A 26,509-nucleotide genomic window follows, 5' to 3' on the forward strand; every position below is an offset into this window, starting at 1 on the left:
TTGAATTATGAAGATTAACTGGGGAACTGGAATAGTATTGGCTTTTATTGGTTTTATCGCCTTCATTCTCTATTTCGTTGTTCGCATGAACATTGACGACAGCACTGATCATGAATTGGTCACTGATGAATATTACAAACAAGAATTGGCATATCAAGATGAAATTGATGCAGAACGAAGTGCGTCCTTAATGAACGCCAAATTGAAATTGGAAAAAAGCGAGACCGGCATTACAATCCATTTCCCAGAATCATTTGATAGCAAAATAATCACAGGTAAAGTGTCCCTTTATAGACCGTCAAATAGGCACCTTGATTTTGACTTTCCTATACGTCTGTCGAATTCACATTTGCTCATACCTGACAACCGCCTGTTAGACGGTCGCTGGGACATTACCGTGAAATGGGATTATGAAGAAAATTCATTTTTATTCAAAGAAAAGATAAACTATTAGCATGCTTTTTTCAGCTGTTTTATTGGGTTTGTTGGGCAGTTTGCATTGTTTGGGCATGTGTGGGCCTATTGCTTTTATGCTGCCATTAGATAGGTCAAGACCTACAAAAAAGCTTCTTCAATTGTCTTTATACCACCTTGGGCGCCTTTTTTCATATGCTTTACTGGGATTGGTGTTTGGCTTAGTCGGAAAAAGCTTGCATTTGTTTGGTTTTCAGCAGAAATTATCAATTGCAATAGGAATACTGATGATAGTTCTGGTGGTTCTTCCTTCAAAATATTTCTCAACAGTAAGTTTAAGAGGCCCGATATACAAAGTAATGGGCCGAATAAAATCGAAATTGGCCAATGAGCTCAAAAAAAAATCCCCTGACACCTTCCTTACTATAGGATTGCTAAATGGGTTCTTACCCTGCGGTCTGGTTTATATGGCACTATTTGCGGCAATTGCCATCGGCTCGCCGATACAAAGCAGTTTGTATATGGTACTTTTTGGAATTGGTACTGTTCCGTTAATGACTACCGCTGTTTATGCGTTCAACTCTTTTGGTAATGGCATAAAGACCAAAGTACGTAAATTGGTTCCTTTACTTGTTGCACTTGTAGGATTTCTTTTTATAATTCGTGGAATGGGTTTGGGAATACCCTACATCTCTCCTAAACCAGTAGTACAGGAAGTGGTTTCATCAGATTTCGAGTGTCATTAATTTCAACTGTACCAGATAAAATTATTGTGATATGAAAATAGTAACTGCTGAAGAAGTAGTTCAGGTGGTAAAATCAGGAAATCGGGTATTTTTTCAAGGTGCTGCGATGACTCCAAATGAATTGATTAATGCTTTGTGCGAACGTTATAACGAGCTTGAGAACATTGAGGTTGTCTCAATACACACCGAAGGTGATGCCAAATATACCCAAGCTCCTTATAGCGACACATTTCGTTTGAATTCTTGCTTTGTGGGAGGCAATGTGCGTAAAAGTGTCAACACCCCTCAAGCCGATTATGTTCCAGTTTTTCTTAGTGAAATTTCAAGGTTATATTATGACGGATACCTTCCCATAGATGTTGCCATAGTACAAGTTTCACCTCCCGACCAACATGGCTATTGTTCGCTAGGCGTGTCGGTTGATGTGGCATTGCCCGCAGTACGTTCCGCAAAAAAGATTATCGCACAGATAAATCCTTCGGTACCCAGAACGCATGGTACTGGTATCGTACATATTGATGAAATCGTTTTGGCCTGCGAGGTGAACCGGCCTATTCATGAGCATGCGCCAACCAGTATTGGAGAAATCGAAGATAAAATCGGAAGCAACGTAGCTGCCCTTATCGAAGATGGTGCTACCCTACAAATGGGCATTGGCACCATACCTGATGCCGTTTTAGCAAACTTGGGCAACCATAAAAACTTGGGCATTCATACTGAAATGTTTTCTGATGGAGTACTTCCATTATTGGAAAGTGGGGTTATCAACGGAAAAGAGAAATCTGTAAAACGTGGAAAAATTGTTAGTTGTTTTGCAGTGGGTTCTCGAAAGCTATATGATTTTATTGACGACAATCCCATTTGTGATTTTAGGGATGCTGCCTATACCAATGATACGGCCAGAATTCGAAGAAACCCAAAAGTAACGGCTATCAATAGTGCTATTGAAATTGATTTGACGGGTCAGGTCTGTGCCGACACCATTGGTGGGTATCAATTCTCTGGTGTTGGCGGACAAATGGACTTCATTCGCGGAGCTGCTTTGTCAAAAGGTGGCAAACCTATTTTCGCAATGTCAGCGGCTACTAAAAAAGGAGTTTCGAAAATTGTACCATTTCTAAAAACAGGGGCAGGGGTAACCACTACCCGTGCACATGTGCATTATGTGGCAACGGAATATGGTGTGGTCAATCTTTTTGGAAAGAATTTACAGCAACGAGCAAAGGCCTTGATTTCTATTGCACATCCCAATCATAGAGAGGATTTGCAAAAAGAAGCCTATAAAAGATTTAATGGAACGTTCTAAATAAATAGAGGGGATTATTTTTTAATAATCCCCTCCAATTCATCAAATCAATCAAAGAACGAACTCCGTTGCGAACAACGGTCAATCAATATTGTTCTACCAGATATTTAATCAAATCTGTTGTAGTTACGATTCCAACCAATTTACCTTCATCTACAACAGGTAAGGCATGAAATTCTTTTAGCGATAAGAATTGGGCAACCTCTTTTACCGTAGCTGTTGGTGGCACGCTTACTACATCCTTGACCATTACCTGTTCAATGCTGAACATATTGTAGACCATGGTGTCTACTTCATATTCATTGTCATCTATGGCATCAGCAAAACTGATACGCATTAAATCAGTATAGCTTAGCATGCCTAAAATATTGTTCCCGCTCACTATAGGGATATGGCGAATTCGGTTTTTCTTAAATGTTTCTTCCGCAGTGACCAAATCATCTTTAATGGTCAAGGTTACTACGTTTCTTGTCATTATTTGTGAAATAGGGACTCTTTTTTTCATCGCTGTCTAGTTTTAATTTCTACTTCAATTTACGTCTGAAGCAAGAAAAGAACTATGATAAATATCAGGATAGCCTACAGCTCTCTTCTGATACAAACATCAGCTAATCAGCTAGTTCTAAATTTTCCTGAAATGAAATCTGTAGAAATTTTGTAGACCGTTGGGACCCCTCTGTCCTCCAACTTGCTTGAAAAGTCTTTTATGAAAGCTGGCGGTTCTTCCTTTCGCATTTTAAATGAATTGCGAACCCCTTCAGCAAACCTATTTAAATATAGTTTGGTACTACTTCCTTTAATTTCTTCGTACCGCCCTTGAATAAAAACTGATTTCCAGTTTTGTATGGAAGTTATTTCATCAACTTGAAATGAAACCACATTGTACTGCCGCATGGCATGTAACTTATGTCCTTCGGCCGAGTAGCTTATGATACATTTTTCATTAGGGTCGTGATGAAACGTTATTGGTAAAATGAATGGGCTTTGTCCGTATATGTAACCTAATCGCCCTATGTAATTTCGGGCCAATAGTGCCAAACAATCGTCCATTTTCATGTCTTTTACCATTGTAATTCCTTTAAGGTTATTTTCATCTGAGCTTAAGGTTTTAAATTTTGAATGTAACTACAGGGATTTTACTATGATTAGCAACATCTTCACCAATACTTCCCATAAAGAAGTGGGAAAGTCCCCTTCTGCCATGAGTGGGAATACCGATCAAGTCTGCAGCATTGGCTTCAGCAAAATTCAGTACACCTCGTTCTACGGTGTAATCGTTGTAAACGTCGACTTCGAGACCTAAATTGGCCAAGTTTAAAAAACTCGATATTTTCTTATAGGCGTCTCCCGTACTTAGAAAAGAATCGCCTGGAGTATTGACATAAAAGAGTTTAAAATCCGAACCTATCAAATCAGCAAATGCAGCAGCTTTTTGAACTACTTCAACATTCTCTTCTTTAAAATCTGAAGCAAACACAAAGCGGCTTACTTGAAAATCATTTAATTCGCCTTTAATCACTAGAACAGGAACCTCAGAGCTACGAACTACTCGTTCTGTATTTGAACCAATGAATATTTCTTCAAGCCCATCCGTTCCATGTGATCCCATAACAATCAAATTCGCCCCATGTAATTTTGCAATTTCCTCAACTTCACTGAAGACTTTATAGTGTTTAATAATTGGGGTAACCTTTAGGTTTTCTAGATATGGTTCATTTAAAAATTTGTTGAACCTTTTTTCGGTCATCTTCATTAGGTGTACCATTTGCACTTCTGGTATGTAACCAGATTCGGTCATAATGGCCGGTGTAAGTTCCAACATATGGAGTACTAAAAGCTCCGCATTGGTTTTTGCTGCAATTGAGGCAGCTGCTTTCAAGGCAAATTTTGATTGCTCTGAAAAATCTATGGGCACAACAATACTTTTCATACTTTCTAGAATTAGGTTATACTGTCATTGAAAACAGTCTTGTTTCGGGTTTTTTTCTTTGTAGTCTTAGGTCAAAAGCCATAGCAATATTCCTAAGAAAAGGACGCCCTTTTTCTGTTATGAACACTGAATTTTGACCTATAATGACCAATCCATCTGCTTCAAATTCAGCTAATGCTGAGGTGATTTCATGAAAATTTATTTTTTGGGTTTCCGATGTTTTCCATGTGGTCTCAAATCGACACATAAGATTTAGAATATGACTTCTTAGTATCTCATCTTCCTCACTCAGAAGATGTCCGCGATAAAAGGGAATAATATCATTTGCAACCAAATGTTGATATTCTTCGATGCTTTTTACATTCTGGGAGAACCCATGCCAGCTATCGCTGATGCTCGATACGCCCAAACCAATCATTAATTGGGTTTTTGATGGGGTATAACCCATAAAATTTCGATGTAAACGTCTTGATTTTGTGGCTTCATAAAGTGCATCCGTACCAAGTGCAAAATGGTCCATGCCGATATGTTTGTAACCCATTCCGCTTAGCCATTGCCTACCAATTTCGTACTGTTCTTGCTTTTGTTCCGGGGTAGGCAGGTCTGCTTCACGATAACCGCGTTGACCATTTCCTTTTCTCCATGGTACGTGGGCATAGCTATAAAATGCTATTCTATCAGGACTTAAATCGTTTGTTCGTACAATAGTGTTTTTTACATCTTCAAGGGTTTGGAATGGCAGGCCATAGATCAAATCATGTCCTACGGAAGTATAACCCATTTGACGGGCTATTTCTGTTACTTGTTTCACCTTTTCAAAAGGTTGTAGGCGATTGATTGCTACCTGAACAGAATTGTTATAGTCTTGTACCCCAAAGCAGACCCTTCTAAATCCCACATTAAAAAGGGCCTTTAAGTGTGCTTCGGTAGTATTGTTCGGATGGCCTTCAAAACTAAATTCCGCTTTAGGGTGAACAGTTGCGAGACTTAAAATTCCTTCCACTAATCGTGTCAGGTTTTCAGGAGAGAAAAAAGTAGGTGTTCCTCCTCCCAAATGTAGCTCTTTGATTTTAGGGCGACTTCCCAAAAGATTACAATATAGGTTCCATTCTTTTAGGACGGCATTAATGTATGGGAGCTCCACTTCGTGACGCTTGGTAATGCGCTTATGGCAACCACAAAAAGTGCACATTTGCTCACAGAATGGCAAATGGATATATAGACTTATACCTTGTTCTTTTGATTCTTTGAAACTCTGTTTAACGCTTGTTTTCCATCTTGATCCTGAGAAAGAATTCAAATCCCAATAGGGTACAGTAGGATAACTGGTGTACCTCGGTCCGGGTACATTATATTTTTCAGTGAGGTTGCACATACCATTTTATTTGTAGTCAAAATTACCCGGCCATGAACAGAAAAAATATGATAAAAGTCAGTTTGAAAACAGCAATGGAGCCAGCCTGACAATTGTCATATTTTATTCAAAGCCCGCACGATAGTTTTGTTGGATAAGCTATCGTATTATGGGCGAAATGATTACAGCGCAACCGAGTAGAACTGGGGAGCGCGCTGCTTTCGTACAACATTTGATGGATGACATTAAGGCCTTGGAATATCTTTTGGACAATGACCTTTTTGAAGATGATGTTGTGCGTATAGGGGCAGAACAGGAAATATGCTTAATCGATGAAGATTATCGCCCATTTGGTATAAACCAAAAATTACTGAAGGCGATTAATGACAATCATTTTACTACTGAGTTGGCAAGCTATAACATAGAGCTTAACCTAGATTCCTTCGAACTCAAGAAAGACTGTTTCAACTTGGTTGAAAAGCAATTGCGCATCCTATTGCTAAAGGCCGACAAAAAAGCAAAAGGTCTAGGAGCAAAATTGTTGTTGGCAGGTATTTTACCAACAATAAGTAAAAAGGAGGTTGGGCTGGAATACTTAACGCCCATTCCCAGATATTTTGCGTTGAACGATATGCTTAAAACTAATAAAGGCGGAGACTTTAATTTGAAGATTAGGGGGGTCGATGAGCTTTTTTTGAAGCATGATTCGGTGATGTTTGAAGCTTGTAATACTAGTTTCCAATTGCACCTACAAATCCCATCCAATGATTTTATATCGAGCTATAATTGGGCACAAGCGATTGCTGGCCCTGTTTTGTCCATTTGTTGTAATTCGCCCTTACTTATGGGACGTGAATTGTGGAAGGAAACCCGAATTGCACTTTTTCAGCAAAGCCTCGATACCCGAAAAACCGTATCGGCGCTTCGTAATCAAACACCTAGAGTCGGATTTGGAGATGATTGGGAATCTGGTAGTGTTGCTGAAATTTTTAAAAAGGACATTTCTAAGCACCGCATTCTTTTAACTAAAAAGATTGAGGAGAACTCCATGGAAAAAATAAAAAAGGGGATAATTCCCGAACTCCCCGCCTTATGCTTGCAAAATGGGACAGTCTATCGTTGGAATAGGCCTTGTTATGGGGTTGGTGGTGGAAAACCCCATCTTAGAATAGAGAACAGATATATTCCTGCCGGACCTTCCGTCTTGGACGAATTGGCCAATTTTGCTTTTTGGGTGGGTTTGATGAAAGGTCGTCCTAAGCAATTTGATGATTTACCTTCCAAAATGGATTTCAAGTCGGCCAAGACCAATTTTATAAAAGCGGCTAGAACTGGTAAGGAATCACTGTTTTTATGGTGCGATGAGGCATATAGTGCTAAAAAATTGGTCTTGAATAAACTACTGCCGATTGCTTATAAAGGCCTGCATAAATGTGGAGTTGATGATGTAGACATTGAGCGTTTTTTAGGTATTATTGAAGCACGGACAAAAGGTCGTACTGGGGAACAGTGGCAGGTTTCGAATTATCGAAAACTAAAGAAAGATTTCAAAACTGATAAATCATTAGTCCTCCTTACCAAGGAAATGGTTCAAAATCAGACAAAACACTTGCCTATACATCAGTGGAAGGATATAGACAATAAAAGACCCTTCGGCAAATCCCAGCTTGTTAAAGAACTGATGAACACTCACGTACTTAAACTTCACGAAAATGACTATGTGAGTATGGCAAAAGCCATTATGACTTGGAACAATATTCGACATATACCCGTTGAGAACGATTATGCAGAACTAACCGGAATACTGTCGCTGCGTTATCTGAATTCATTGGAAAAATCTGTTGATTTTGAGCAAACGACAGTAGACAGGATAATGGTTAAGGAGATATTTACAATTGGTCCTGACCAAACGACTTTAGAGGCTCTTGAGCTTATGAAAAAACACGATATCGGCTGTCTTCCTGTGGTTCAGAACACTAACACCCTGATTGGAATTTTAAGTAAATCCGACCTAATCTAATGGCCCAATACGTTTCCCCAAAATTATCGGTACTAGAAAGAATGCAAAGACAAATAGGTCATTTAAAAGGAAAGTCTGAAGGCCCCACTGTAATTTTCTTTGCTGGAATCCATGGCAATGAACCAGCAGGAGTATTTGCCCTACAAGAGGTTTTTTCCGAGCTAAAAGGACAAGAAAATGAGCTTTTTGGTGAATTCATTGGTGTGGCAGGTAATCTAAAGGCTCTAAAAAAGCAGGTACGTTTTTTAGAGGAAGATTTAAATCGAATTTGGCAACCGCATCGATTGGGAAGTTTTCTCCAAAATAAAGATGAGGCGATGTATGAAGCTGAAGAATTAGTTGAACTATTCGGTTTGATTCAACAAGTGATAGCAAATTGCAATCGCCCTATCTATTTTATCGACCTGCACACTACTTCGGGCGAGACTGAACCTTTCATCGTTATGAACGATAGCCTTTTAAACCGAAGGTTTGCGAAGAATTTTCCCTTTCCTGTAATTCTTGGAATCGAAGAATATCTTAATGGGGCGTTGCTCAGTCAAATCAACGAGATGGGTTATGTTTCCATTGGTTTTGAAAGTGGACAGCACCATTCCGAAGAAGCAATTGCCAATGCGAAGTACTTTATTCGCTATACCTTGGCTTTGGTGGGCATTACCAATGAAGATCATAAAACACTTTTAAACAAGAAATCCCACTTAGGAAGAGCAAATAACGGCTCACAACAGTTCTATGAGATTTACTACCAACATTTGATTGGCGATAATCCTAGTTTTAAAATGTTACCAGGATTCGCCAATTTTCAATCGGTACCTAAGGGCATTGCTTTTGCCATGAATGGTGATGGGTTGATTACCACCACCAAAAAGCGAAAGCTTTTCATGCCATTATATCAAGATAAAGGTGATGAAGGGTTTTATTTTATTCGCGGTATACCCAACTTCTTTTTGGCATTATCAAAATACCTTCGCAAGCTGGCATTGGATAGGTGCCTTTCATTGTTACCAGGTATTACCTGGACTTCATCAAGGAGGGAATCTATGGTTGTTAATAGAAAGGTGGCTCGTTTTTTCGCAAAGTCGTTCTTTCATTTATTTGGTTACCGTACGCGTGAAATCGATACCAATCATTTAGTTTTAAAAAGCAGGGAACGGAATTCGAAGACATTAGAGTATAGAAGGGCAAAATGGTATTAACAGTGTCCTGAATTTTGCAGTTATTTTCAAGAAAAGTCCCAATAACCGAAGTTACTGGGACTCACTAAATAATTGTAATGGAAACCCAATTACTGCATCACAAAGTTTATCGGAATACTATACCCAACTTTTGTGGGCTTACCCCTTTGGGTGCCAGGCTTCATTAGTGGTAGGGCAGCAATTATACGAACTGCTTCGTCTTCCAATAATCTATCGGGCCCACGTTTTTGAATATTAACAACTTTACCAGTTGCATCAATATGAAATTGTAGAAAAACGCGTCCACTAATTCCCATCTCTAACGCAGTTTCTGGATAATTGAAATTCTCTTGAATATGCTTTTGAATTTTTTCATTAAAACAGGCCTTTTTTTCGGCTTCACTTTTAAGGTGTTCGCATCCTGGGAATACAGGAACATGTTCAATCACTGCAAAGGGAACGGTTAAGTCCTCTTCAACTTCTTCAACATTAATAGCATCCAAATCAACAATCACGTCTTCAATAAATGTGTTCTGATTACTCTCTGTACTCGTAATAACAGTCTCTTCGACCTCTTCAATATTATCTACGATTTCAATTAAAGCCGGAGCTGAGGGAGGCGGTGGCGGTGGCGGTGTGTTCAATTGTTGGGTAATGGGTACTTCTTCTTTAAAGTCATCCAATACATTAAGTTCATTTACGAATTCCGAACCTTCGCTGTCGTAGGTTTTATACTCCAATAATTGCCATGTCAAGAATAGTGAAATGGTCAATCCAATCATGAAATACAAACTACTGTTCCTATTTACTTCTAATTCTGGGTTCTTCTTGGGTTCCATGACAATTGCTTTTAAAATTCATTACTAAAAGTAGAATTGTGCTGGTATAAAAAATATGATAATTGTCAAGTTTTCAATTTTAACACTGTTTTATTGCGAAATAATCAATTTCGAGAAACCATCGTGTCATTGAGCACTTCTTGAAAAAATGTAGTTTTTAAATGTAATACGACCCTGATACGGTTTATGCCTTTGTTACCAACAATTGTATTGAAATAACCAATTTCAAAAGAAACATCCCGTGCAATCGTTTTATTGAATCCAAGGAAGAATCTATTTTGATCTATTCGACCTTGGTTGAAATTAAAAAAGGGTTCGTTGGTGCATTTAAGGAAAAGGTTTTTGGTCAGTAGTTGTTTGAATTCCAACCGATATCGAAGACGTAGGTTAAAGTAATTTTCAGAGGGATTGTTAATCCAACGGTTTTCAAGTCGAAGGCGATGCATCAATTTTTGTCCAGTTTTAAGGGTTGCCTGTTCGTATACCCAAAATTGTGTAGTTAGGTCTTCAAATTCATAATGATTGAGGGGCTGGTTATCAACAAAGGCAAAACCCAAAGTAAAATCACTATGGGTAGAATTTTTAAAAGTCAGTCCAGTTCTTAGAAAACCAAATTCTGTTTGTGAGCCAAAATCTTCTTGAGATAGTATAGCGACTACAGGTAAGCTCCATGTCTCAGAAAGTTGGTTTTCCGTAGACAAAACCATCCAAGTTCCAAGACCAATTTTTTTGTCCTCCTGCGCTAGAAGTGTCATTCCTGTGAATAAAAATGCCAAAAAAACAATACTAAAAGTCAATAGCTTTTTGGTGTGGATTTTGGTTTTAATTGTCACTTATATCGATTAAGATAGGCGCAATTTCAGCAAGAATTTGACTAAGATTTATGATAGATGTCAGGTCTGGAATAAAAATATTTGTCACCTGGTCTTGGTGTACTAAAAGGATTAATTAGAGGAAAATTCCCAAACCTGACATCCATCATGTTTTAGGCTTGTTTGTGCATTTACTTTTGAATTGGAATTGTTTAACAACTTAAATATTTCAATGGTATGAGTACGATAAAAAAAATTTTGGTCCCTTTTGATTTTACTGAACCGTCCATTGCCGCATTGGATTATACCTTAAATTTTGTGGGTTGGGAAAGGCCAATTGAAGTAACGGCTTTGTACGTAAGCCAATCTTTGGTTTCTGATACTGAGCGTAAAACTGCAACTAAGCGATTCGCCAAAACCGTGGCATCATTAAACCGAAAAACACATTTTCATCCAGAACTTTTAATTTCAGAAGGAGATTTATCTGAGACCATTCTTGAAATAAGAAAATTGCAACAGGCAAATTTGGTTATCATGGGAACATTTGGTGATAGTAGTTTGGATGCCCACGAAACCAACACTTTAAAATTGGTTCTAGAAGCCGATTGTACGATGATATCAGTGCCTTTTGGAACCGAAGCCTCTACACCCAAAGAAATTGCCCTTGTTTTGGGTAAGGAAGAAATAGAAAATCCTCATGTTTTAGGTCTATTACTTGATATCGCACGTTCATTCGATGCCAAGGTGCATGTTTTAACAATTTACAAGGATTCCATTTATGGCGAAAAAGTGATGGTTGAAACAAATGAGGAAACACTTGAGTACTATCTCGAACACTTTTATGCAGAGCATAGTTTTGAAAAAAATCAAGATGTTGAAAAGGGTATATTGGACTATATCGAAGAAAAGAGCATTGATTTGTTGGCGATATTGCCGCGCAACCACGCCAAAACCACAAAACCCTCTGAGGGGCGTTTGACCAAATTGTTGACACTACATTCAAACGTTCCAGTTTTGACCTTGGATTAACAGCTGTGATTTCAGAAAGATGACAACGCTTATCATCATTTTAGCTATCACTATAGTGCTCTTTATCTGGGGAAAGTTTCCACCTGATGTCGTAGCCTTAATAGCGATGCTATCTTTATTTCTAACCGGAATTTTAACGGCCGAAGAAGCCCTAAGTGGTTTTAGTAACGCTACGGTCATTATGATTGCGGCATTGTTCATCATTGGAGAAGGTTTATCCCGAACCGGATGGACAGCCTTGGCAGGACAAAAGTTTGTTTCTTGGGCTGAAAGGAGTGTTCCAAAATTATTGGTCATTGTTACTTTGGGGGCAAGTGTGCTATCAGGTTTTGTTAGTAATACCGGTACTGTAGCGGCCCTGCTTCCAGTCACTGTTTCCGCTGCTTGGAGTGCTGGCACTTTGCCCTCAAAGTTATTGATGCCTGTCGCTTTTGGCTCAAATACGGGCGGACTGCTTACTTTGACCGGAACACCACCCAATATCATTGCCAGTAATACCCTCATAGAAAATGGGCTGGAAGGATTTAGCTTCTTTGAATTTGCACTTATCGGCATCCCATTGCTGATTATAACAGTATTGTATTTCAGGTATGTCGGATACCGGCTAATGCCTTCAAACAAAACCAATGAAAAGCCTGTAGATATTGATGCCGAAATGCTCAAATGGATTGAGAACTATAGCATTGGTGACAATCTGTACCGTTTACGCATTCGTTCCATGTCTCCACTGATAAAAACCACAATTGGGGAGTGGAATTTTGAAGATGAGCACGGGGTTACAGTGATGCGTTTAAAGCGACGTCATCCAAGTCCATTACAACAAAAAACCCCCTTGTTCGTCGAACTTCCCGAGCCGGAAACAGAGATGCGTTATCACGACATTATAACGGTCAAGGGAAATCCTGAGGCAATTGATAAACTGATGCGAAACCTTTCTTTGGGTGTTATTCCAACCCCTGCTGATAAGGATGTGCTAAAAAATGAGCTTATCAATCAAGAAGTGGGTATGGCTGAAATGTTCATATCGCCCAAATCGATGTTCGTTGGTAGGATAATAAACCTTGGACATTACCTTAAACAGACTGGGGTTCAGTTATTGGCAGCTTCTCGGAACAATAAACCCTTGACCGGAAAAATTAAAATTGAAGCTGGAGATGCATTTGTGATTCGAGGAACCTGGGAAAATATTGAGACCCTCAAATCACTTTACGAAAATGTCGTCATTTCCGGAAGTCCTGAGGCCATGTCAAAAAATGTTACCCAATTAACCGTTAAGAGCTTTATCGCCTTGGCCATTTTATTTGCCTTGATTTTACTATTGGTATTTAAAGTTATGCCAGGGGCTATGGCCGCATTGATATGTGCAGGCGTCATGATGTTGACTAGATGCGTACCGATTTCGAAAGCATACAAGGGCATTAGTTGGACTAGTGTAGTTATGATAGCAGCCATGATACCCATGGGTTTGGCCCTTCAAAAAACAGGAGTGGCCCAAATGGCCGCCGAAGGATTGGTGAAGGGCTTAGGAAGTATTCATCCTACTGCCTTGCTTGCAGGTATTTTTCTTTTGACAACTGGCTTCAGCCAAACAATAAATAATTCTGCCACAGCAGTATTAATGGCTCCAATTGCCCTAATAGCAGCCAATTCTCTGGGTGTATCGCCCAAACCTTATATGATTACAGTGGCAGTAAGTGCCTCAACGGCCTTTCTGACCCCTGTTGGAACGACAACCAACGCCATGGTACTGACCGCTGGCGGGTATTCTTTTATGGATTATGTAAAGGTCGGAGGACCCTTACTCCTACTATTTTTTATTACAACGGTTCTAATCGTACCGTTGATTTGGAATTTTTAAACAACTTTTTAAAATCAATAATTATGAATGCTGTAATTGAAGAATCAAAAAGCTTAGAAAACTATGGGATTCGCAATGCAACAGTGCATTGGAATCTTGATGCCGAAACCCTTCAGCAAATTACTGTTGAAAATGGCATGGGTATCGAATCGGATAATGGCACTTTGGCTATAAATACTGGGAAATTTACTGGCCGATCTCCAAAAGACCGTTTCCTTGTAAAGGATAATTACACAAGAGATCGAATTTGGTGGGGGAGAATCAATAAACCCATTTCACCCGAAAATTTTGACAAACTACAAGACGAGATAGTGGATTATTTGTCCGATAAAGAGATTTACGTCAGAGATGCCGCAGTTTGTGCAGACCCTAGGTATAAGATGAACGTTAGAACCATAACCGAATTCCCATGGTCGAACTATTTCATTAAAAATATGTTCTTGCGACTTTCTGAAGAAGAGCTACAAGAATTTGAGGAAGAGTGGTTGGTGCTTTGTGCCCCAGGCTATGAGTGCCCAAATCCAAAGGATTTTGGAATTATCGCAGGAAATTTTTCCATTTTAAACTGGACTAAAAAGGTCGCTCTTGTAGGAGGTTCTGAATACCCTGGCGAAATGAAGAAAGGTATTTTCACTGCCTTGAATTTCGTATTGCCAGTCGAAAAAAACGTATTGCCCATGCACTGTTCAGCGAATGTTGGTGAAAAAGGTGATACAGCAATTTATTTTGGGCTTTCAGGCACAGGCAAAACTACCCTATCCGCTGATCCGAATAGGAGACTGATTGGTGATGATGAACATGGTTGGACCGAAGAAAACTCAATCTTCAATTTTGAAGGAGGTTGTTATGCGAAAGTCATTGATCTAACTGAGGAAAAAGAGCCGGATATCTATCGTGCCATTCGGCCAGGGGCCCTTTTAGAAAATGTGGTATTCAAGGAAGGAACTAAAGAAGTGGATTTCTTTGACAGTTCCATAACCCTAAATACAAGGGTGAGCTATCCTATCGATCATATTCATAACATTCAGGCCCCTTCGTATGCCAGCAACCCAAAGAATATTTTCTTCTTGACCTGTGATGCTTTTGGTGTACTACCTCCTGTATCCAAATTGACGCCTGGTCAAGCAGCATATCACTTTATCTCAGGATATACCGCTAAGGTTGCCGGAACCGAAACCGGAATCAATGAGCCGGTACCTTCGTTCTCGGCATGTTTTGGTGGCCCTTTTATGCCTTTGCATCCAACGGTTTACGCGGAAATGTTGAGCAAAAAAATGACTGCAGCCGGAGTGAATGTTTGGTTGATAAATACCGGATGGAGTGGTGGCCCATATGGAGTTGGTTCACGTATTAAACTGAAATATACTAGGGCTATGATATCAGCTATTTTGGAAGGTGAATTGGACAAGGTGGATTATGAAATCCACCCAATATTTGGACTACATATGCCAAAATACTGTCCTGGTGTTCCTACTGAAATGTTGGACCCAATGAATACATGGCTGCAAAAAGGCGCCTATGTAAGTAAAGCAATTCAATTAGCACACTCATTCCATATTAACTTTGATAAATTTGCTAGTGAAGCGTCAGAGGAAATCTTAAATGGAGGTCCACTGATTGATTCACATCATGAAATGAGTGACCACGTTTAATAAAACAATATGTTCCAAATAGAAAATTTGGGAGAGGCTAAGTTTAAATCCCCCCTGCAGTTAAGTACTGTGAGGGGGGATAATATTTTCAATTTTGTTGATGACCAAGACCGGTTGGTTTATGACCTCTCTTTAGAAGCCTACAATCATTGTTTGGCAAACAATAAAGAACCAAACTGTTTGGAAAAGGCGGGCCCCCGCCAAAACTTATATTTTGAGCCCAATACCATTACGGCAGCTATTGTTACTTGTGGCGGTCTTTGCCCTGGTATTAACAACGTGATTCGTGGTGTGGTTATGGCATTACATTATTTTTATGGTGTAAAACAAATTTTGGGTGTGCCTTATGGTTACGAAGGGCTGAATCCTGAAATGGGCCATAACTTTGTTGAATTGACACCGGATAGTGTTAAGGATATTCATCAGTTTGGCGGTACGATTCTAGGTTCTTCACGAGGCGCGCAAGATGTTGGGGTAATGGTCGACACTTTGGCTGCCAACAATATTAATATTCTATTTACTATTGGCGGAGATGGGACACTTAAAGGTTGCAATGCCATAGGTGAAGAAATTGAAAAAAGGGGTTTGGATATTTCCGTTGTTGGAATCCCAAAGACCATTGACAACGATATTGATATTATTGATAGGTCTTTTGGTTTTGAAACCTCTTTTGATATCGCTGGCAATGTGCTCCGGGATGCGCATAATGAAGCATCAGGAGCTTATAATGGCATATCCATTGTTAAAGTAATGGGTAGGGATAGTGGATTTATAGCCGCCTCTGCTGCTTTGGCAATGCCCGTAGTAAATTTTGTACTTGTTCCTGAAATGGACTTTCAATTGGAGGGCAAAACAGGGTTTTTAGAGGCCTTAAGACAACGCTTGGAAACCAAGAAACATGCTGTGATTGTGGTTGCTGAAGGTGCAGGTCAACATTTGTTTCAAAAAGATGAAATTCGAAAAGATGCTTCCGGAAACATTCAGCATGATGACATCGGCATTTTTCTTAAGGATAAAATCAAGGATCACTTCAAAGAGATTTTTCCGATAACCGTAAAATATATCGACCCAAGTTATATTGTGCGAAGTGCCGCAGCCAATTCAAGCGACAGTGTTTTCTGTAGTGGATTGGCCTATATGGCTGTACACGGTGCCATGGCTGGGAAGACAAAATTCGTGGTCGGACGTGTCAATAACAAGCTAGTGTATTTACCTATTTCTGCGGTAACACAAAAACGAAAGAAAATAGATTTGGAAAGCGAGTTCTGGTTTGCTGTGCTTCAAAGTACAGGTCAGCCGTTTACCTTATGACAATACCATTTCTACAAGTTTAAAAGCAGACTTTGAAATGCCACATACCGCACAGCAGTAAGCTTCAGGTAACTTTTTAAAGGGGGTTTTTGGCGGGATGTCGGCTATCAAATCTCCCATTTCCTCATCATAAACTGTTAGGCAAGAACTACATTGAAAAACCTGTTGCTTGACAAGTTCTTTTTTCACCACTTTTTTGGGCGCTTCGTCATTAATGGCATAGAGTTGATTAAAGTATGCCTTACTGAGTTCCATAAGTAATTGCCCTAATTGATATTGATCTACGTCTTGGGCATAAAGCACATATTCGTCAGAGTTCGGGTCAAAATGCTTGAAGTGAAGAACATTATAAGTGGGTTTGCCTCCAAATTCTTTGATGGCATCAGGAAGGGGGTTTTTCTCAATGATGATTGAGGAAAAATGCGACCGTTTCCCCACGTCATTACTGATTCCAAAGGTTAGCCCATAAGTGCTGATATCATTCTCGTTGAAATGTTTGACCAAATCTTTTTTCAGCTCCAAAGCATCAGGGTCGTCGACAGGAAGATGCCAGTTCATTTCCAATTGGGAGTGTCGCACATTGATACCTCGTTGCCCAAGAAAGCGCTCCAGTTCTTGGCGGCTTTCTTTTGGAATACTCTTAACGATAAATGATTTCCAAGGAGTTATGCTGATTTTACCAATACTGTTATCCAAACAAAATCCGCAAAAATCTTTAAGGAAACCAAGGTCGTATTGATTGTTTCGCCAATACAACCCAAGCCAGTATTCATCAAGCCCCATGCGGTTCATCCCCTCATAATACGGGAAGGTTACAAAAGGAACTTGCAAAGGGTTGGTAATGGTTCGATTATTGGTCTGCAAGCTTTGATTTAGTATGGAAAACAACTGGTCTACATTGTCAATGGAAGCGTATACATTTTCAATGGCCTTCGATACCTTGACGATATCCCAACTATATACCAAAACTGGGTAATAGGCTCTTTTCTTCCAATGTGGGAGCAAAATATTCAAGTACCAATAATCCTCTTGTTCTGAAGCAATGAAGTTCAAGTTGCCATTAAAGATGGGTACCAATCGCTGTTTGGGGTCGGTGATATTGATTTTGAGTTTTGGACTAAAATCAAATTCTTCTAGAATATAGAGATAGGTCGAACCTTTAAGCCAATAGGTCATGTCAAAAATGTCTGCAGAAACATAAGACGAGACAATGTTTTGATAACTACGGTTCGATACAATTTGGGTACTGTAACTTGTGCTCTTTTCGAGTTCTGATTTTTTAGAAGTTGATAAGGGAAACAACAAATCTTGCCGAGATCCAAACGATAATGTAGAAAGCCCTGCCTGCTCAAGCATGGCAATACCATCTTTGAGTTCCCCTGGTGATGTGACACCACCTTTAATTAAAATCCGATGTAAATCATCATTTTTTATACTCATGCCAGTACCGTTTTAGCAGCATTTTTCAAAATGGCCTTTACCTCTGGTTTACAGCTGCCGCATCCTAAACCAGCTCCGGTTTGCGAACAAAGCGCTTTAAATTCTGTATAGCCATCGGTTATGGCTTCTTGCAGATTTCCTTCACCAACCTGGGAGCACGAGCAAACCAGTTTGCCTTTTAATGGTTGGCTGTTCGACTGACCGCGCAACAATTCTTCCCGCTTATCGGAGAGTTCAATTTCCTCCTCTATCAAACGTTTAAATTCAGCGAATTCAGTTTTATCCCCCATAAGAACAGCTCCTTTCAGCATATCGTCCTTAACGATACATTTCTTGTAGAATCGCTTGCTGACATCCATCAGAATAATCTCCTCATAGTTTGGATCATTTTTTGGAGTGTTTACCATGCCGATGCTACATAGGTCTAAATCTTCAAACTTGAGAATGTTCATTAGAACAGATCCCGAATAGATACTGCTTAGGTCACCCAACAGGTAATTTGCTGCTACATCTGCTTGTTGTTCTGCTGCTGAGGTAATTCCGAAAAGGGCGTTTTCAAATTCTGCAATTTCGCCTAGTGCAAAGATGTTGGGGTCACTAGTTTGTAGGTATGGGTCAACAATAACCCCACGTCTCGTGGAAAGCCCTGCTTCTTTTAGAATATCAATATTTGGCCGTGTACCAATGGCGTATACAATGGCATTACAACTAAGTGTTCTACCTGTTTTAAGACCAACATTCAACATGTTTTTACCTTCTTTCTCTTCAAAAACAGTGCTTACTTCATTATCAAAATAGATTTGTATGCCCCTATCACGAACATCCTCTGCCAGCAATCTACTGGACACCATATCTAATTGACGTTCCATTAACCTTGGTGCACGCTGAATGATACTGATGTTGATGTTTTTTTTCTTTAGTGCCGCAGCAAGCTCTAAGCCCAACAATCCTCCTCCGACAATAACAACGTGCTGTTCTTCATTCGGTAATCCAGTGTCTTTTAGGTAGTGCTTCAACCGGTCGGCATCATTCCGTTCGCGCATGGTAAAACGACCGGGTAAATCAAGGCGCACATCACTGGGAATAAAGGCTCGACTGCCAGTGGCGACGATTAGCTTATCGTAATTGTGTTCGGTTCCTTTTTCGTCTATTACTTTTTTGAATTGGGGAAGAATAGCGTTGATTCCGTTTTCACCATGTAGGTTTACATTGAGCTTTTCAAGCTCTCCTTCTTTTAGTTTTTGAAGGGCCTCCCATGATAAATCTTCATTGACATACTCTGGTAGCAGCACCCTGTTGTAAAAAGGATATCGTTCTTTAGAGAAAACCTCGATTTCATCTAACTCGTTCTTTTCACGAAAAGACTGTATAAATCGATACGCTGCTGCTCCTGCCCCAACAACAATAATTTTATCTTTGGGTTTTTGATACTTTTCAACTTGAACAGCAGAATATTTAAAATCAGGTTCCTTGGATACAGGGTCAATTAATTCCCCAGTTAAATTGTTGGCCCGCCCGAAATCATTGTTCAAAATTTTGCCCCAATGCATAGGCATAAAGACCACGCGTTCTCGAATATCAAAGTCAATTTTGACCTTAACACGAACCGAACCTCTACGACTGGAAATAACTGCCACATCATCGTTTTTTAGGCCTCGTAGATAGGCGTCAACCCGGTTCATCTGTAAATAGGGTGTCGGAATATGGGTCGATAATCGTTTTACCTTTCCGGTTTTCGTTCTGGTATGCCACTGATCTCGTACACGCCCAGTATTTAAAATCAAGGGAAATTCAGCATCTGTTTTTTCTGATACATTCTCTAGCCGTTTTGGAGCATTAAAATGAGCTTTGCCGTCAGAAGTAAAATAGTTGTTATCATTAAAAAGTCGAGGAGTACCCGGATGCGATGCATTCGGCACTGGCCATTGAAAACTTCCTTCCCTTTTGAGCCGGTCGTGCGAAAGGCCTGAGATATCAATATTGGTTCCTTTGGTCATTAGGCAATATTCATCGTAAACCTCACTGACTGAATTGTATTCAAATCCAGGAAAATCCATTTCTTGTGCAAAGCGCCATAAGATTTCCGCATCAGGTAATGCCTCGCCGGGAGCGTCGATAACCTTAGGTAAATAACTGATGCGGCGTTCAGAATTCGTCATGGTACCTTCCTTTTCCAACCATCCTGCAGCTGGCAATAACAAGTCTGCGTATTTTGTGGTTTCCGATTTATGAGAGATGTCTTGGACCACCACAAAATTGGCTTTTTCCAGGGCCTTTTCCACTTTTTTGGCGTTGGGCAAACTCACCACTGGGTTTGTACAAATAATCCAGACAGCCTTCATTTTTCCCGATTCCAATGCATCGAACATTTCAGTGGCTGTGAGACCGGGTTCTCCACTAATTTCGGTTCCACCCCAAAAGTCTTGAACTTCTTTTCGGTGTTTGGGATTACCCAAGTCACGATGTGCAGCCAACAAGCTTGCCATTCCCCCAACTTCACGTCCACCCATTGCATTCGGCTGACCGGTCAACGAAAATGGACCCGAACCTGGTTTTCCAATTTGCCCGGTAAGCAGGGAAAGGTTTAGCAATGAAACATTCTTGTCAACACCAATTACACTTTGATTCAGACCCATTGTCCACATGCTGATAAAGCCTTTGGCATCTGAAATCATTTTGGCTGCCTTTTTAATTTCGTTGACAGGGACCCCGCATTTTTCAGCCGCTTGTCGCAGCGACAATTCAAATGCTTTTGCTCGACAGGCTTCATAATTTGATGTGTGCAATTTGATAAACGCCCGATCGACTTTCTTTTTTTCAATAAGCCATCGTGCCATTGCATTGAACAGAATTACATCTGTGCCGGGGAGAATTTGTAGATGTAAATCGGCCAACTCACAAGTCTGAGTTTTGCGAGGGTCAACAACGATTATCTTTACTTTTGGGTTTTCCTCCTTGTGTTTTTCAATACGACGAAATAAAATGGGATGGCACCAAGCCGGATTAGCTCCAGCAATTAAAAAGCAATCGGCCAATTCAATATCAGCATATGCAATGGGTACGGCATCGTTACCTACGGTTTTTTTATAACCCACAACGGCCGAACTCATGCAGAGCCGAGAGTTGGTATCGATATTATTGGTGCCTAAAAAGCCTTTAGTCAACTTGTTTGCGAGGTAGTATTCTTCAGTAAGGCACTGGCCTGATACATAAAGGCCCACACTGTCTGCACCGTAGCGTTCAATGATGCTTTTGAAAACTGCAGCTGCCCGCTTGAAGGCAACATCCCAAGAAACCCGTTGTTTTTTGTGGCCTCGACTCCATCGCATCTCAGGAAATAAAATACGGTCAGAAGTATCTTGGGCGACGTAATTCAGTGTCTTTCCCTTGGTGCAGAGCATACCTTTATTTACAGGATATTCCGTATTTCCTTCAACGCTCAAAACACCTTTGGCGTCTTTTTCAACCGTGATTCCGCAGCCCACTCCACAATAGGAACAAATCGTGTTAAAGCGCTCTTTTCTTGCCATAAATCAACCTGACTCTAGTGGTTTCTAAGGAATAGGAAAATTAGAAATTTACGTAGAAATACGTAGTAAGGAAATGACAAAAAGAAGCCCTTTAATTAAGAGATTGATAATTTTTTAGGGAAAGAAAAAAGGATTATTAACCCACTAAATTATGTTCCTTCGCCTTTTTGGCTAGGTCCAATAAATTTTTAACCTGCATTTTTTTCATAAGGTTAAAGCGATGGGTCTCAATGGTGCGTTTGCTGTTTTGTAGTTTTTCTGAAATTTCCTTGTTGGTAAGACCTGTCAATACAAGTTCTAGCACTTGTAGTTCTTTGTTAGTGAGGTCAAAAGCATTTTGTTTGAGCGGCGTTTTAGTAGAAGTTGTCGTAGCAGTTCCAAACAAATTGTTTACCAGGACATTCGAAATATCTCCACTAAAAAATTTACCACCCCCGTAAACTGTGTGAATAGCCTTGATGAATTCGTTTTTATCCGTGTCTTTTAGAAGGTAGCCATTAGCTCCTGCCTGCACCGATTTCAAAATGTACTCCTCAGAATCGTGCATCGAAAGAATGATACTTTTGGTTTTGGAACCTCCTTTTTTATTCAACCTTTCAACTGCTTCGATTCCTCCTAATTGGGGCATGCGAATGTCTATTATCAACACATCGGGAGATAGTTCATCAACCATATCCAAAGCTTCCAATCCATTCGAAACTTCTCCAATGACATCCAGGTTTTCTTCCTCCTCCAGAAGCGCACGAATACCGTCTCGCACCAAAGCATGGTCATCGGCCAAAACAATGCGCACTTTTTCCGTAGTTTTGGTCATGAAGCAAAAATAAAAGAATTCTTTAGGCGACAACAATAAGCAAGGGGCCATCTCAACATTTGTTGAAGATGACCCCTTCGAAGCAAAGTTCTTAATAGGCAGCCTATTGGTCTTTTTTAGTGGTAAACAGTGTTGGTTTGATAATAATCATGGCCCAAGCCCAATTTTGAGAGCTTTTAAAATCGGTAGCTCCTGAACGTAATGTTTCCAATTCTTCAAGTCCATCAGAGGCAAATAATTGTGAGTACCCTATTTTAAGTGCAAAACCATTGAATTTTTGGGTCAACACTAAATCCAATTCATTGCCCAAATTACTTTCGCCACTAGGAGTGTCTTCCATGCCTTGGAAGTTTAAAAACTTGGTAAATAAGGTGGTTTTAGGGCCTAGGTTGAACACAGCGCTGGCATGAATATCCAATAAACCAACGCGGTTGACCCAGTTGCCTACATAAAAGTGATCCATAAAACCGTTGAATTTGTGGTTTGTACCAAAATGAGGCAAGAAAGCTTCTGTGGCGTCGGCGGTTGAGGCATCGTCACCACTAATGGCTTCAATCCCTAAACCTAAAGTGGTTTTTGCTCCGGCTTTGTAAGTTGCTTCCAATCCTAGCAAATAAGCTCCTTCAATATCTACACCATTGAAGAATTCACCAGATTGCAAGTAGGCATTACCGGCGAGGCCAAACTTACCTTTTTTGTAATTCAAATGGGTTCCTGCTGTAAACGTACTTCTGATGTCGCTCACATCACCTGTGGTAGCATCGATTTGTTGAAAACCTAAGTTAGCCAAAACCAAACTGGCACTGAAATCACCAAACTTTTTCTTCGCATAAAGGTGCTGCATTGTTTTGTACTGAAATGGATTGCCAGAGTTGAATTCAGTACCTGCGTTTTTAAATCCAAACAAGGGCCCGCCTTGTCCGTCCAAATCTTGATTAAAAGCCAAACCAACATCCAACATAAAGCCATCGGTACGGTACTTAATCATTCCCAAATCATGATAGCGACCTTGTTGAGCCCAATCTAGGCCACCAAAGTATCGTTGGTCATCATAAGACAGCACTTGTCGACCTAATTTTGTTGACCAACCCTTACCCAACTGCAACTCTGCCCAGGCTTCAAATAGCGAAAAGGAGCTGTTGCCGTCAACAGGAACTAATTGTGGGTTTTCACCCCAAATCTGTACATCCTGAATGTTAATGTAAATCTCGTAAGATGGGGTCTTGTAGTTTGCACCTATTCTTGCTCTTGTATTGGTTACAAAGCCAGCATCAACGCCTTCTTGTTGTAAGAATTGGAAACCATTTCGGTATTCAGTCCGTGGACGAAAAGTAGCATCAAGGGTAAATTGTGCTTTTATATAATGTGTCGATAGGAAAACTAGGATTAAAAATATGAATGACTTTTTCATGACTGGTTGCGTTAAGTGTTTTACAATAATTTGATTTTTAATGTTCTAAGAAATCGATAAGATGTTTTCTGTATTTGTAATAATCGTCGTGGTCGAGAACAGCCTTTCTTGAACGGGGTCGCTCGAAGTCAATCTCAAGCACATCGCCAATTTTAGCACGTGGACCACTGGTCATCATCACCACTCTATCGGCCAAAAAGATGGCTTCATCAACATCGTGGGTAATCATGACCGCAGTAATTTTTTCTTTGTTCCAGATTTCAATTAAGATGTCTTGTAATTCACCTCTGGTGAGTGAATCCAACATGCCGAAGGGTTCATCCAACAACAAAACTTTGGGTTTTATGGCAAATGCCCTGGCGATGCCTACTCGTTGTTGTTCGCCTTGAGAAAGCTCTGTTGCCTTTTTGTTGAAAGCAGATTCCAAACCTACCTTTTGCAAGTAGTATTTAGCAATGTCTTTCCGTTGGCCTTTGGTGGCATGCGGAAAAACACGATTGACACCTAGGAGCACGTTTTGCAAGGCTGTCATCCAAGGCATTAAACTGGGGGCCTGAAAAATGACACCGCGGTCGGGTCCAGGTCCTTTTATAGGATTGCCCAATACCGAAATTTTACCTCCGGTAATTTCATTAAGACCTGCAATCATTGAAAGCATGGTGGTCTTTCCACAACCCGAGTGTCCAATGATGGTAACGAACTCCTCCTTTAGAATTTGAAGGTTAAGATGCTCGAGTACCACATAATCTCCTTTTGGTGTAGGATAGACTTTTTTCAAATCCCTTAAATCCAACATCACTTTATCCGAAGGAAAGAAGATGCCATTTTCGTGGAATTGTTTTTCTGCTACTTCTGTTACAATTGTTTCCATGGTTTTAAAGGATTTTGAATTACGCGACATAACTTTTCGGGCTCAAATCAGGCAGTTCGTATACCTTTTTTGAAGCTGATTTACGCTCTTCCCCAATACCCATTAGGTATTCTATAATGGCGTTTCTGGTCTTTTTGTAATCTGGATTATCATTGAGTTCAGTCTTGTCCCGTGGACGTTCAATATTGATTTTGAACTCTGGCCCCAATGTGGCGTTTGGCCCTGGACGGAGCGGAATAATGCGGTCAGCCATATAAATGCCTTCATCCACATCGTTGGTAATCAAAAGTGCTGTTCGCTTGTCTTTACTCCAGATTTTCAAGATTTCATCTTGAAGGTTACCGCGGGTAAGGGCATCCAAAGCCCCTAGTGGTTCGTCCATTATAATCATCTCAGGATTCATGGCCAATGCACGCGCGACTGCTACGCGCTGACGCATTCCACCTGATAATTCTTTAGGTCGTTTATTGATTGCAGGAAATAGGCTCACCATTTTCACATATTCGTCTACCCGTCCCTTGATTTCCTTTTTACTGCTTTTTGGGAAAGCCTCACGAACCGCCATGGCCACATTTTGACCAACGCTCAACCAAGGTAAAAGCGAATAGTTTTGAAAAATGACCCCACGTTCATGACTGGTGTCCACCACAGGCTCTCCTTTAAAAAGGACCTCTCCGCTAGTAGGCTTCAACAATCCGTTGATGAGGTTGACCAACGTGGTTTTTCCACTTCCAGTGAACCCCACAATCGCAACAAATTCGCCCTCTTCAATACTTAAATTAATATCAGTGAGCACCTCGGTTTGGTTTGCTCCTTCCCCGTAAGTTTTGTGTATATTTTTAAGTTCTAAATATGCCATAATCGAAAGGGTTAAGCCATTGCATTTTTGTTGAACGAAACGGCGTTTTGAATGATGAGCATTATCCTATCCAACAAAAACCCGATGATACCAATGACAAACATGGCCACGATAATCTTAGAGTTGGAATCGTTGGCCCCATTCTGGAATTCTTCCCATACGAACGAACCTAGTCCCGGACTCTGTGCCAAGAGTTCAATTGCAATCAATACCATCCAAGCAACGGAAAGTGTGATTCGAAGCCCTGTGAAAATCAATGGAAGCGATGATGGTAAAATCACCTTAAATACTTTTTGAAGCGGCCCCAATTTTAAAACCTTCGCTACATTGATATAATCTTTGTCCACTGAGGAAACCCCCATTGCGGTATTGACCAAAGTGGCCCACATAGCGCATAGCCCCACACTAATAAATGAGATAATGAAGGCACTATCTGAATTGGAATCTTTCGTCATTGTCTTTACGATCATGAAGACCAAAAGCAACCAAACCACAGGAGAAACGGGCTTAAAAATCTGAATCAACCAATTAAAGGAGTTGCGAAGCGTCTTGCTCAACCCTATGATAATTCCAATCGGAACAGCAATCAGAAAAGCCAGAACAAACCCCGCAAAAACCGTTTTTAAACTGGTGAAAATCTGGTCTACAAACGATGGGCGCCCTGTATACGTAATAGCATCTTTACCCTCGGCAATTCGCTTCTCGTTTATGGCCGCTGTCTTTTCCTTAAAAGCCAATTTGTCAGCACTAATGACCTTGTGGTCGGCAATCAAAGTATTGAAGGAGGCCCATACCTGTGAAGGTGAAGGCAGTGTGTTTGGTTGACAGCTGATGTCCCCCGAAAGAATACAGGCTTCCATCTGGTCGGCTGCGGCTTGCCCTTGTTCAGTCAAGGCCTTTTGAATCTTATAATCTGCCTCAACATTGAATAGCGCCTTGGCACCAAAATGCCATAATACAATGAATAGTACAATCGAGGCCAAGGGAATCAAAAGTTTTCTTACCAGTCCTTTGCCATTAAACTTTGGCAACTTAAAGTTGATTTTGGACAGGAGTGTTTTGAGCACTCCTGCCACCTTTAATTCTTCAGATTTGTTTACGGTTACACTTTGCTTCATGATTGTAACTTTTAAAGGGT

General features: G+C 40.3%; 22 protein-coding genes. 9 read left to right on the plus strand and 13 right to left on the minus strand.

Annotated elements, in window-relative coordinates; all coding sequences use genetic code 11:
- Positions 1-7 precede the first annotated feature (7 nt).
- From HCU67_RS04895 to HCU67_RS04905, 3 genes are read left to right on the plus strand one after another with little or no spacing between them, the layout of a single operon-like run.
- Positions 8-454: a FixH family protein gene (locus HCU67_RS04895; RefSeq protein ID WP_168551453.1), complete on the plus strand. Its 447-nt coding sequence runs from the start codon at positions 8-10 to the stop codon at positions 452-454.
- 55 nt (positions 455-509) lie between these two features.
- Positions 510-1,160 carry a sulfite exporter TauE/SafE family protein gene (locus tag HCU67_RS04900; RefSeq protein WP_345890698.1) on the plus strand — a complete coding sequence of 217 codons (651 nt, stop codon included), beginning with the start codon at positions 510-512 and terminating at the stop codon, positions 1,158-1,160.
- A gap of 31 nt (positions 1,161-1,191) precedes the next feature.
- Complete coding sequence (locus tag HCU67_RS04905) at positions 1,192-2,466, plus strand: acetyl-CoA hydrolase/transferase family protein (protein ID WP_168551455.1); 1,275 nt, start codon at positions 1,192-1,194, stop codon at positions 2,464-2,466.
- A gap of 85 nt (positions 2,467-2,551) precedes the next feature.
- Here HCU67_RS04905 and HCU67_RS04910 read toward each other — a convergent pair whose 3' ends face one another.
- The 4 genes from HCU67_RS04910 to hemN form a co-directional block, all read right to left on the minus strand.
- Positions 2,552-2,971 (minus strand): CBS domain-containing protein, encoded by a 420-nt coding sequence (locus HCU67_RS04910; RefSeq protein WP_168551456.1) that lies wholly within the window; start codon positions 2,969-2,971, stop codon positions 2,552-2,554.
- 107 nt (positions 2,972-3,078) lie between these two features.
- Entirely contained in the window at positions 3,079-3,534 is a 456-nt protein-coding gene (locus tag HCU67_RS04915) for a pyridoxamine 5'-phosphate oxidase family protein (protein ID WP_168551457.1), read from the minus strand.
- Between the two features lie 40 nt (positions 3,535-3,574).
- Positions 3,575-4,396 (minus strand): universal stress protein, encoded by an 822-nt coding sequence (locus HCU67_RS04920; RefSeq protein WP_168551458.1) that lies wholly within the window; start codon positions 4,394-4,396, stop codon positions 3,575-3,577.
- Positions 4,397-4,412: 16 nt separating this feature from the next.
- A complete protein-coding gene (hemN, locus tag HCU67_RS04925; RefSeq protein WP_168551459.1) occupies positions 4,413-5,771 on the minus strand; it encodes an oxygen-independent coproporphyrinogen III oxidase in 1,359 nt (452 codons plus the stop codon).
- Positions 5,772-5,919: 148 nt separating this feature from the next.
- On the opposite strand from hemN, the gene HCU67_RS04930 reads away from it, so the two are divergent.
- Positions 5,920-7,770 carry a CBS domain-containing protein gene (locus HCU67_RS04930; protein WP_168551460.1) on the plus strand — a complete coding sequence of 617 codons (1,851 nt, stop codon included), beginning with the start codon at positions 5,920-5,922 and terminating at the stop codon, positions 7,768-7,770.
- Between the two features lie 41 nt (positions 7,771-7,811).
- Complete coding sequence (locus HCU67_RS04935; RefSeq protein WP_168551461.1) at positions 7,812-8,966, plus strand: succinylglutamate desuccinylase/aspartoacylase family protein; 1,155 nt, start codon at positions 7,812-7,814, stop codon at positions 8,964-8,966.
- A gap of 89 nt (positions 8,967-9,055) precedes the next feature.
- Here the strand turns inward: HCU67_RS04935 and HCU67_RS04940 are convergent, their stop codons facing one another.
- A complete protein-coding gene (locus HCU67_RS04940) occupies positions 9,056-9,784 on the minus strand; it encodes an energy transducer TonB (protein WP_168551462.1) in 729 nt (242 codons plus the stop codon).
- A 104-nt stretch (positions 9,785-9,888) separates the two neighbouring features.
- Positions 9,889-10,617, minus strand: a complete 729-nt coding sequence (locus tag HCU67_RS04945; RefSeq protein WP_168551463.1) for a DUF2490 domain-containing protein — start codon at positions 10,615-10,617, stop codon at positions 9,889-9,891.
- Between the two features lie 216 nt (positions 10,618-10,833).
- On the opposite strand from HCU67_RS04945, the gene HCU67_RS04950 reads away from it, so the two are divergent.
- Genes HCU67_RS04950 through HCU67_RS04965 form a run of 4 tightly spaced genes read left to right on the plus strand, consistent with a single transcriptional unit; the run spans position 10,834 to position 16,446 of the window.
- Positions 10,834-11,625 (plus strand): universal stress protein, encoded by a 792-nt coding sequence (locus tag HCU67_RS04950; protein WP_168551464.1) that lies wholly within the window; start codon positions 10,834-10,836, stop codon positions 11,623-11,625.
- Positions 11,626-11,644: 19 nt separating this feature from the next.
- Positions 11,645-13,483: an SLC13 family permease gene (locus HCU67_RS04955; protein ID WP_168551465.1), complete on the plus strand. Its 1,839-nt coding sequence runs from the start codon at positions 11,645-11,647 to the stop codon at positions 13,481-13,483.
- Between the two features lie 23 nt (positions 13,484-13,506).
- Positions 13,507-15,135 carry a phosphoenolpyruvate carboxykinase (ATP) gene (gene pckA, locus HCU67_RS04960; RefSeq protein ID WP_168551466.1) on the plus strand — a complete coding sequence of 543 codons (1,629 nt, stop codon included), beginning with the start codon at positions 13,507-13,509 and terminating at the stop codon, positions 15,133-15,135.
- 9 nt (positions 15,136-15,144) lie between these two features.
- The gene (locus tag HCU67_RS04965; protein WP_168551467.1) at positions 15,145-16,446 is read left to right on the plus strand and encodes an ATP-dependent 6-phosphofructokinase; all 1,302 of its coding nucleotides are present in this window, start codon (positions 15,145-15,147) and stop codon (positions 16,444-16,446) included.
- On the opposite strand, the gene HCU67_RS04970 is transcribed toward HCU67_RS04965, so the two are convergent.
- The 7 genes from HCU67_RS04970 to HCU67_RS05000 form a co-directional block, all read right to left on the minus strand.
- Positions 16,441-17,886: a rubredoxin gene (locus HCU67_RS04970; protein WP_168551468.1), complete on the minus strand. Its 1,446-nt coding sequence runs from the start codon at positions 17,884-17,886 to the stop codon at positions 16,441-16,443. The genes HCU67_RS04965 and HCU67_RS04970 overlap by 6 nt on opposite strands.
- Positions 17,883-21,416 carry a nitrate reductase gene (locus tag HCU67_RS04975; protein ID WP_168551469.1) on the minus strand — a complete coding sequence of 1,178 codons (3,534 nt, stop codon included), beginning with the start codon at positions 21,414-21,416 and terminating at the stop codon, positions 17,883-17,885. Before HCU67_RS04975 ends, HCU67_RS04970 begins: the two co-directional genes overlap by 4 nt.
- A gap of 136 nt (positions 21,417-21,552) precedes the next feature.
- Entirely contained in the window at positions 21,553-22,230 is a 678-nt protein-coding gene (locus tag HCU67_RS04980; RefSeq protein WP_168551470.1) for a response regulator transcription factor, read from the minus strand.
- Between the two features lie 103 nt (positions 22,231-22,333).
- On the minus strand, positions 22,334-23,641 hold the full coding sequence (locus tag HCU67_RS04985; RefSeq protein WP_168551471.1) for an alginate export family protein: 1,308 nt from the start codon (positions 23,639-23,641) through the stop codon (positions 22,334-22,336).
- A 37-nt stretch (positions 23,642-23,678) separates the two neighbouring features.
- On the minus strand, positions 23,679-24,512 hold the full coding sequence (locus HCU67_RS04990; protein WP_168551472.1) for an ABC transporter ATP-binding protein: 834 nt from the start codon (positions 24,510-24,512) through the stop codon (positions 23,679-23,681).
- A gap of 19 nt (positions 24,513-24,531) precedes the next feature.
- On the minus strand, positions 24,532-25,371 hold the full coding sequence (locus HCU67_RS04995) for an ABC transporter ATP-binding protein (protein ID WP_210423627.1): 840 nt from the start codon (positions 25,369-25,371) through the stop codon (positions 24,532-24,534).
- Between the two features lie 11 nt (positions 25,372-25,382).
- Positions 25,383-26,489 (minus strand): ABC transporter permease, encoded by a 1,107-nt coding sequence (locus HCU67_RS05000; RefSeq protein ID WP_168551473.1) that lies wholly within the window; start codon positions 26,487-26,489, stop codon positions 25,383-25,385.
- Positions 26,490-26,509: the final 20 nt, after the last annotated feature.

This window comes from Croceivirga thetidis (assembly GCF_012272815.1).
Taxonomy (GTDB): Bacteria; Bacteroidota; Bacteroidia; order Flavobacteriales; family Flavobacteriaceae; genus Croceivirga; species Croceivirga thetidis.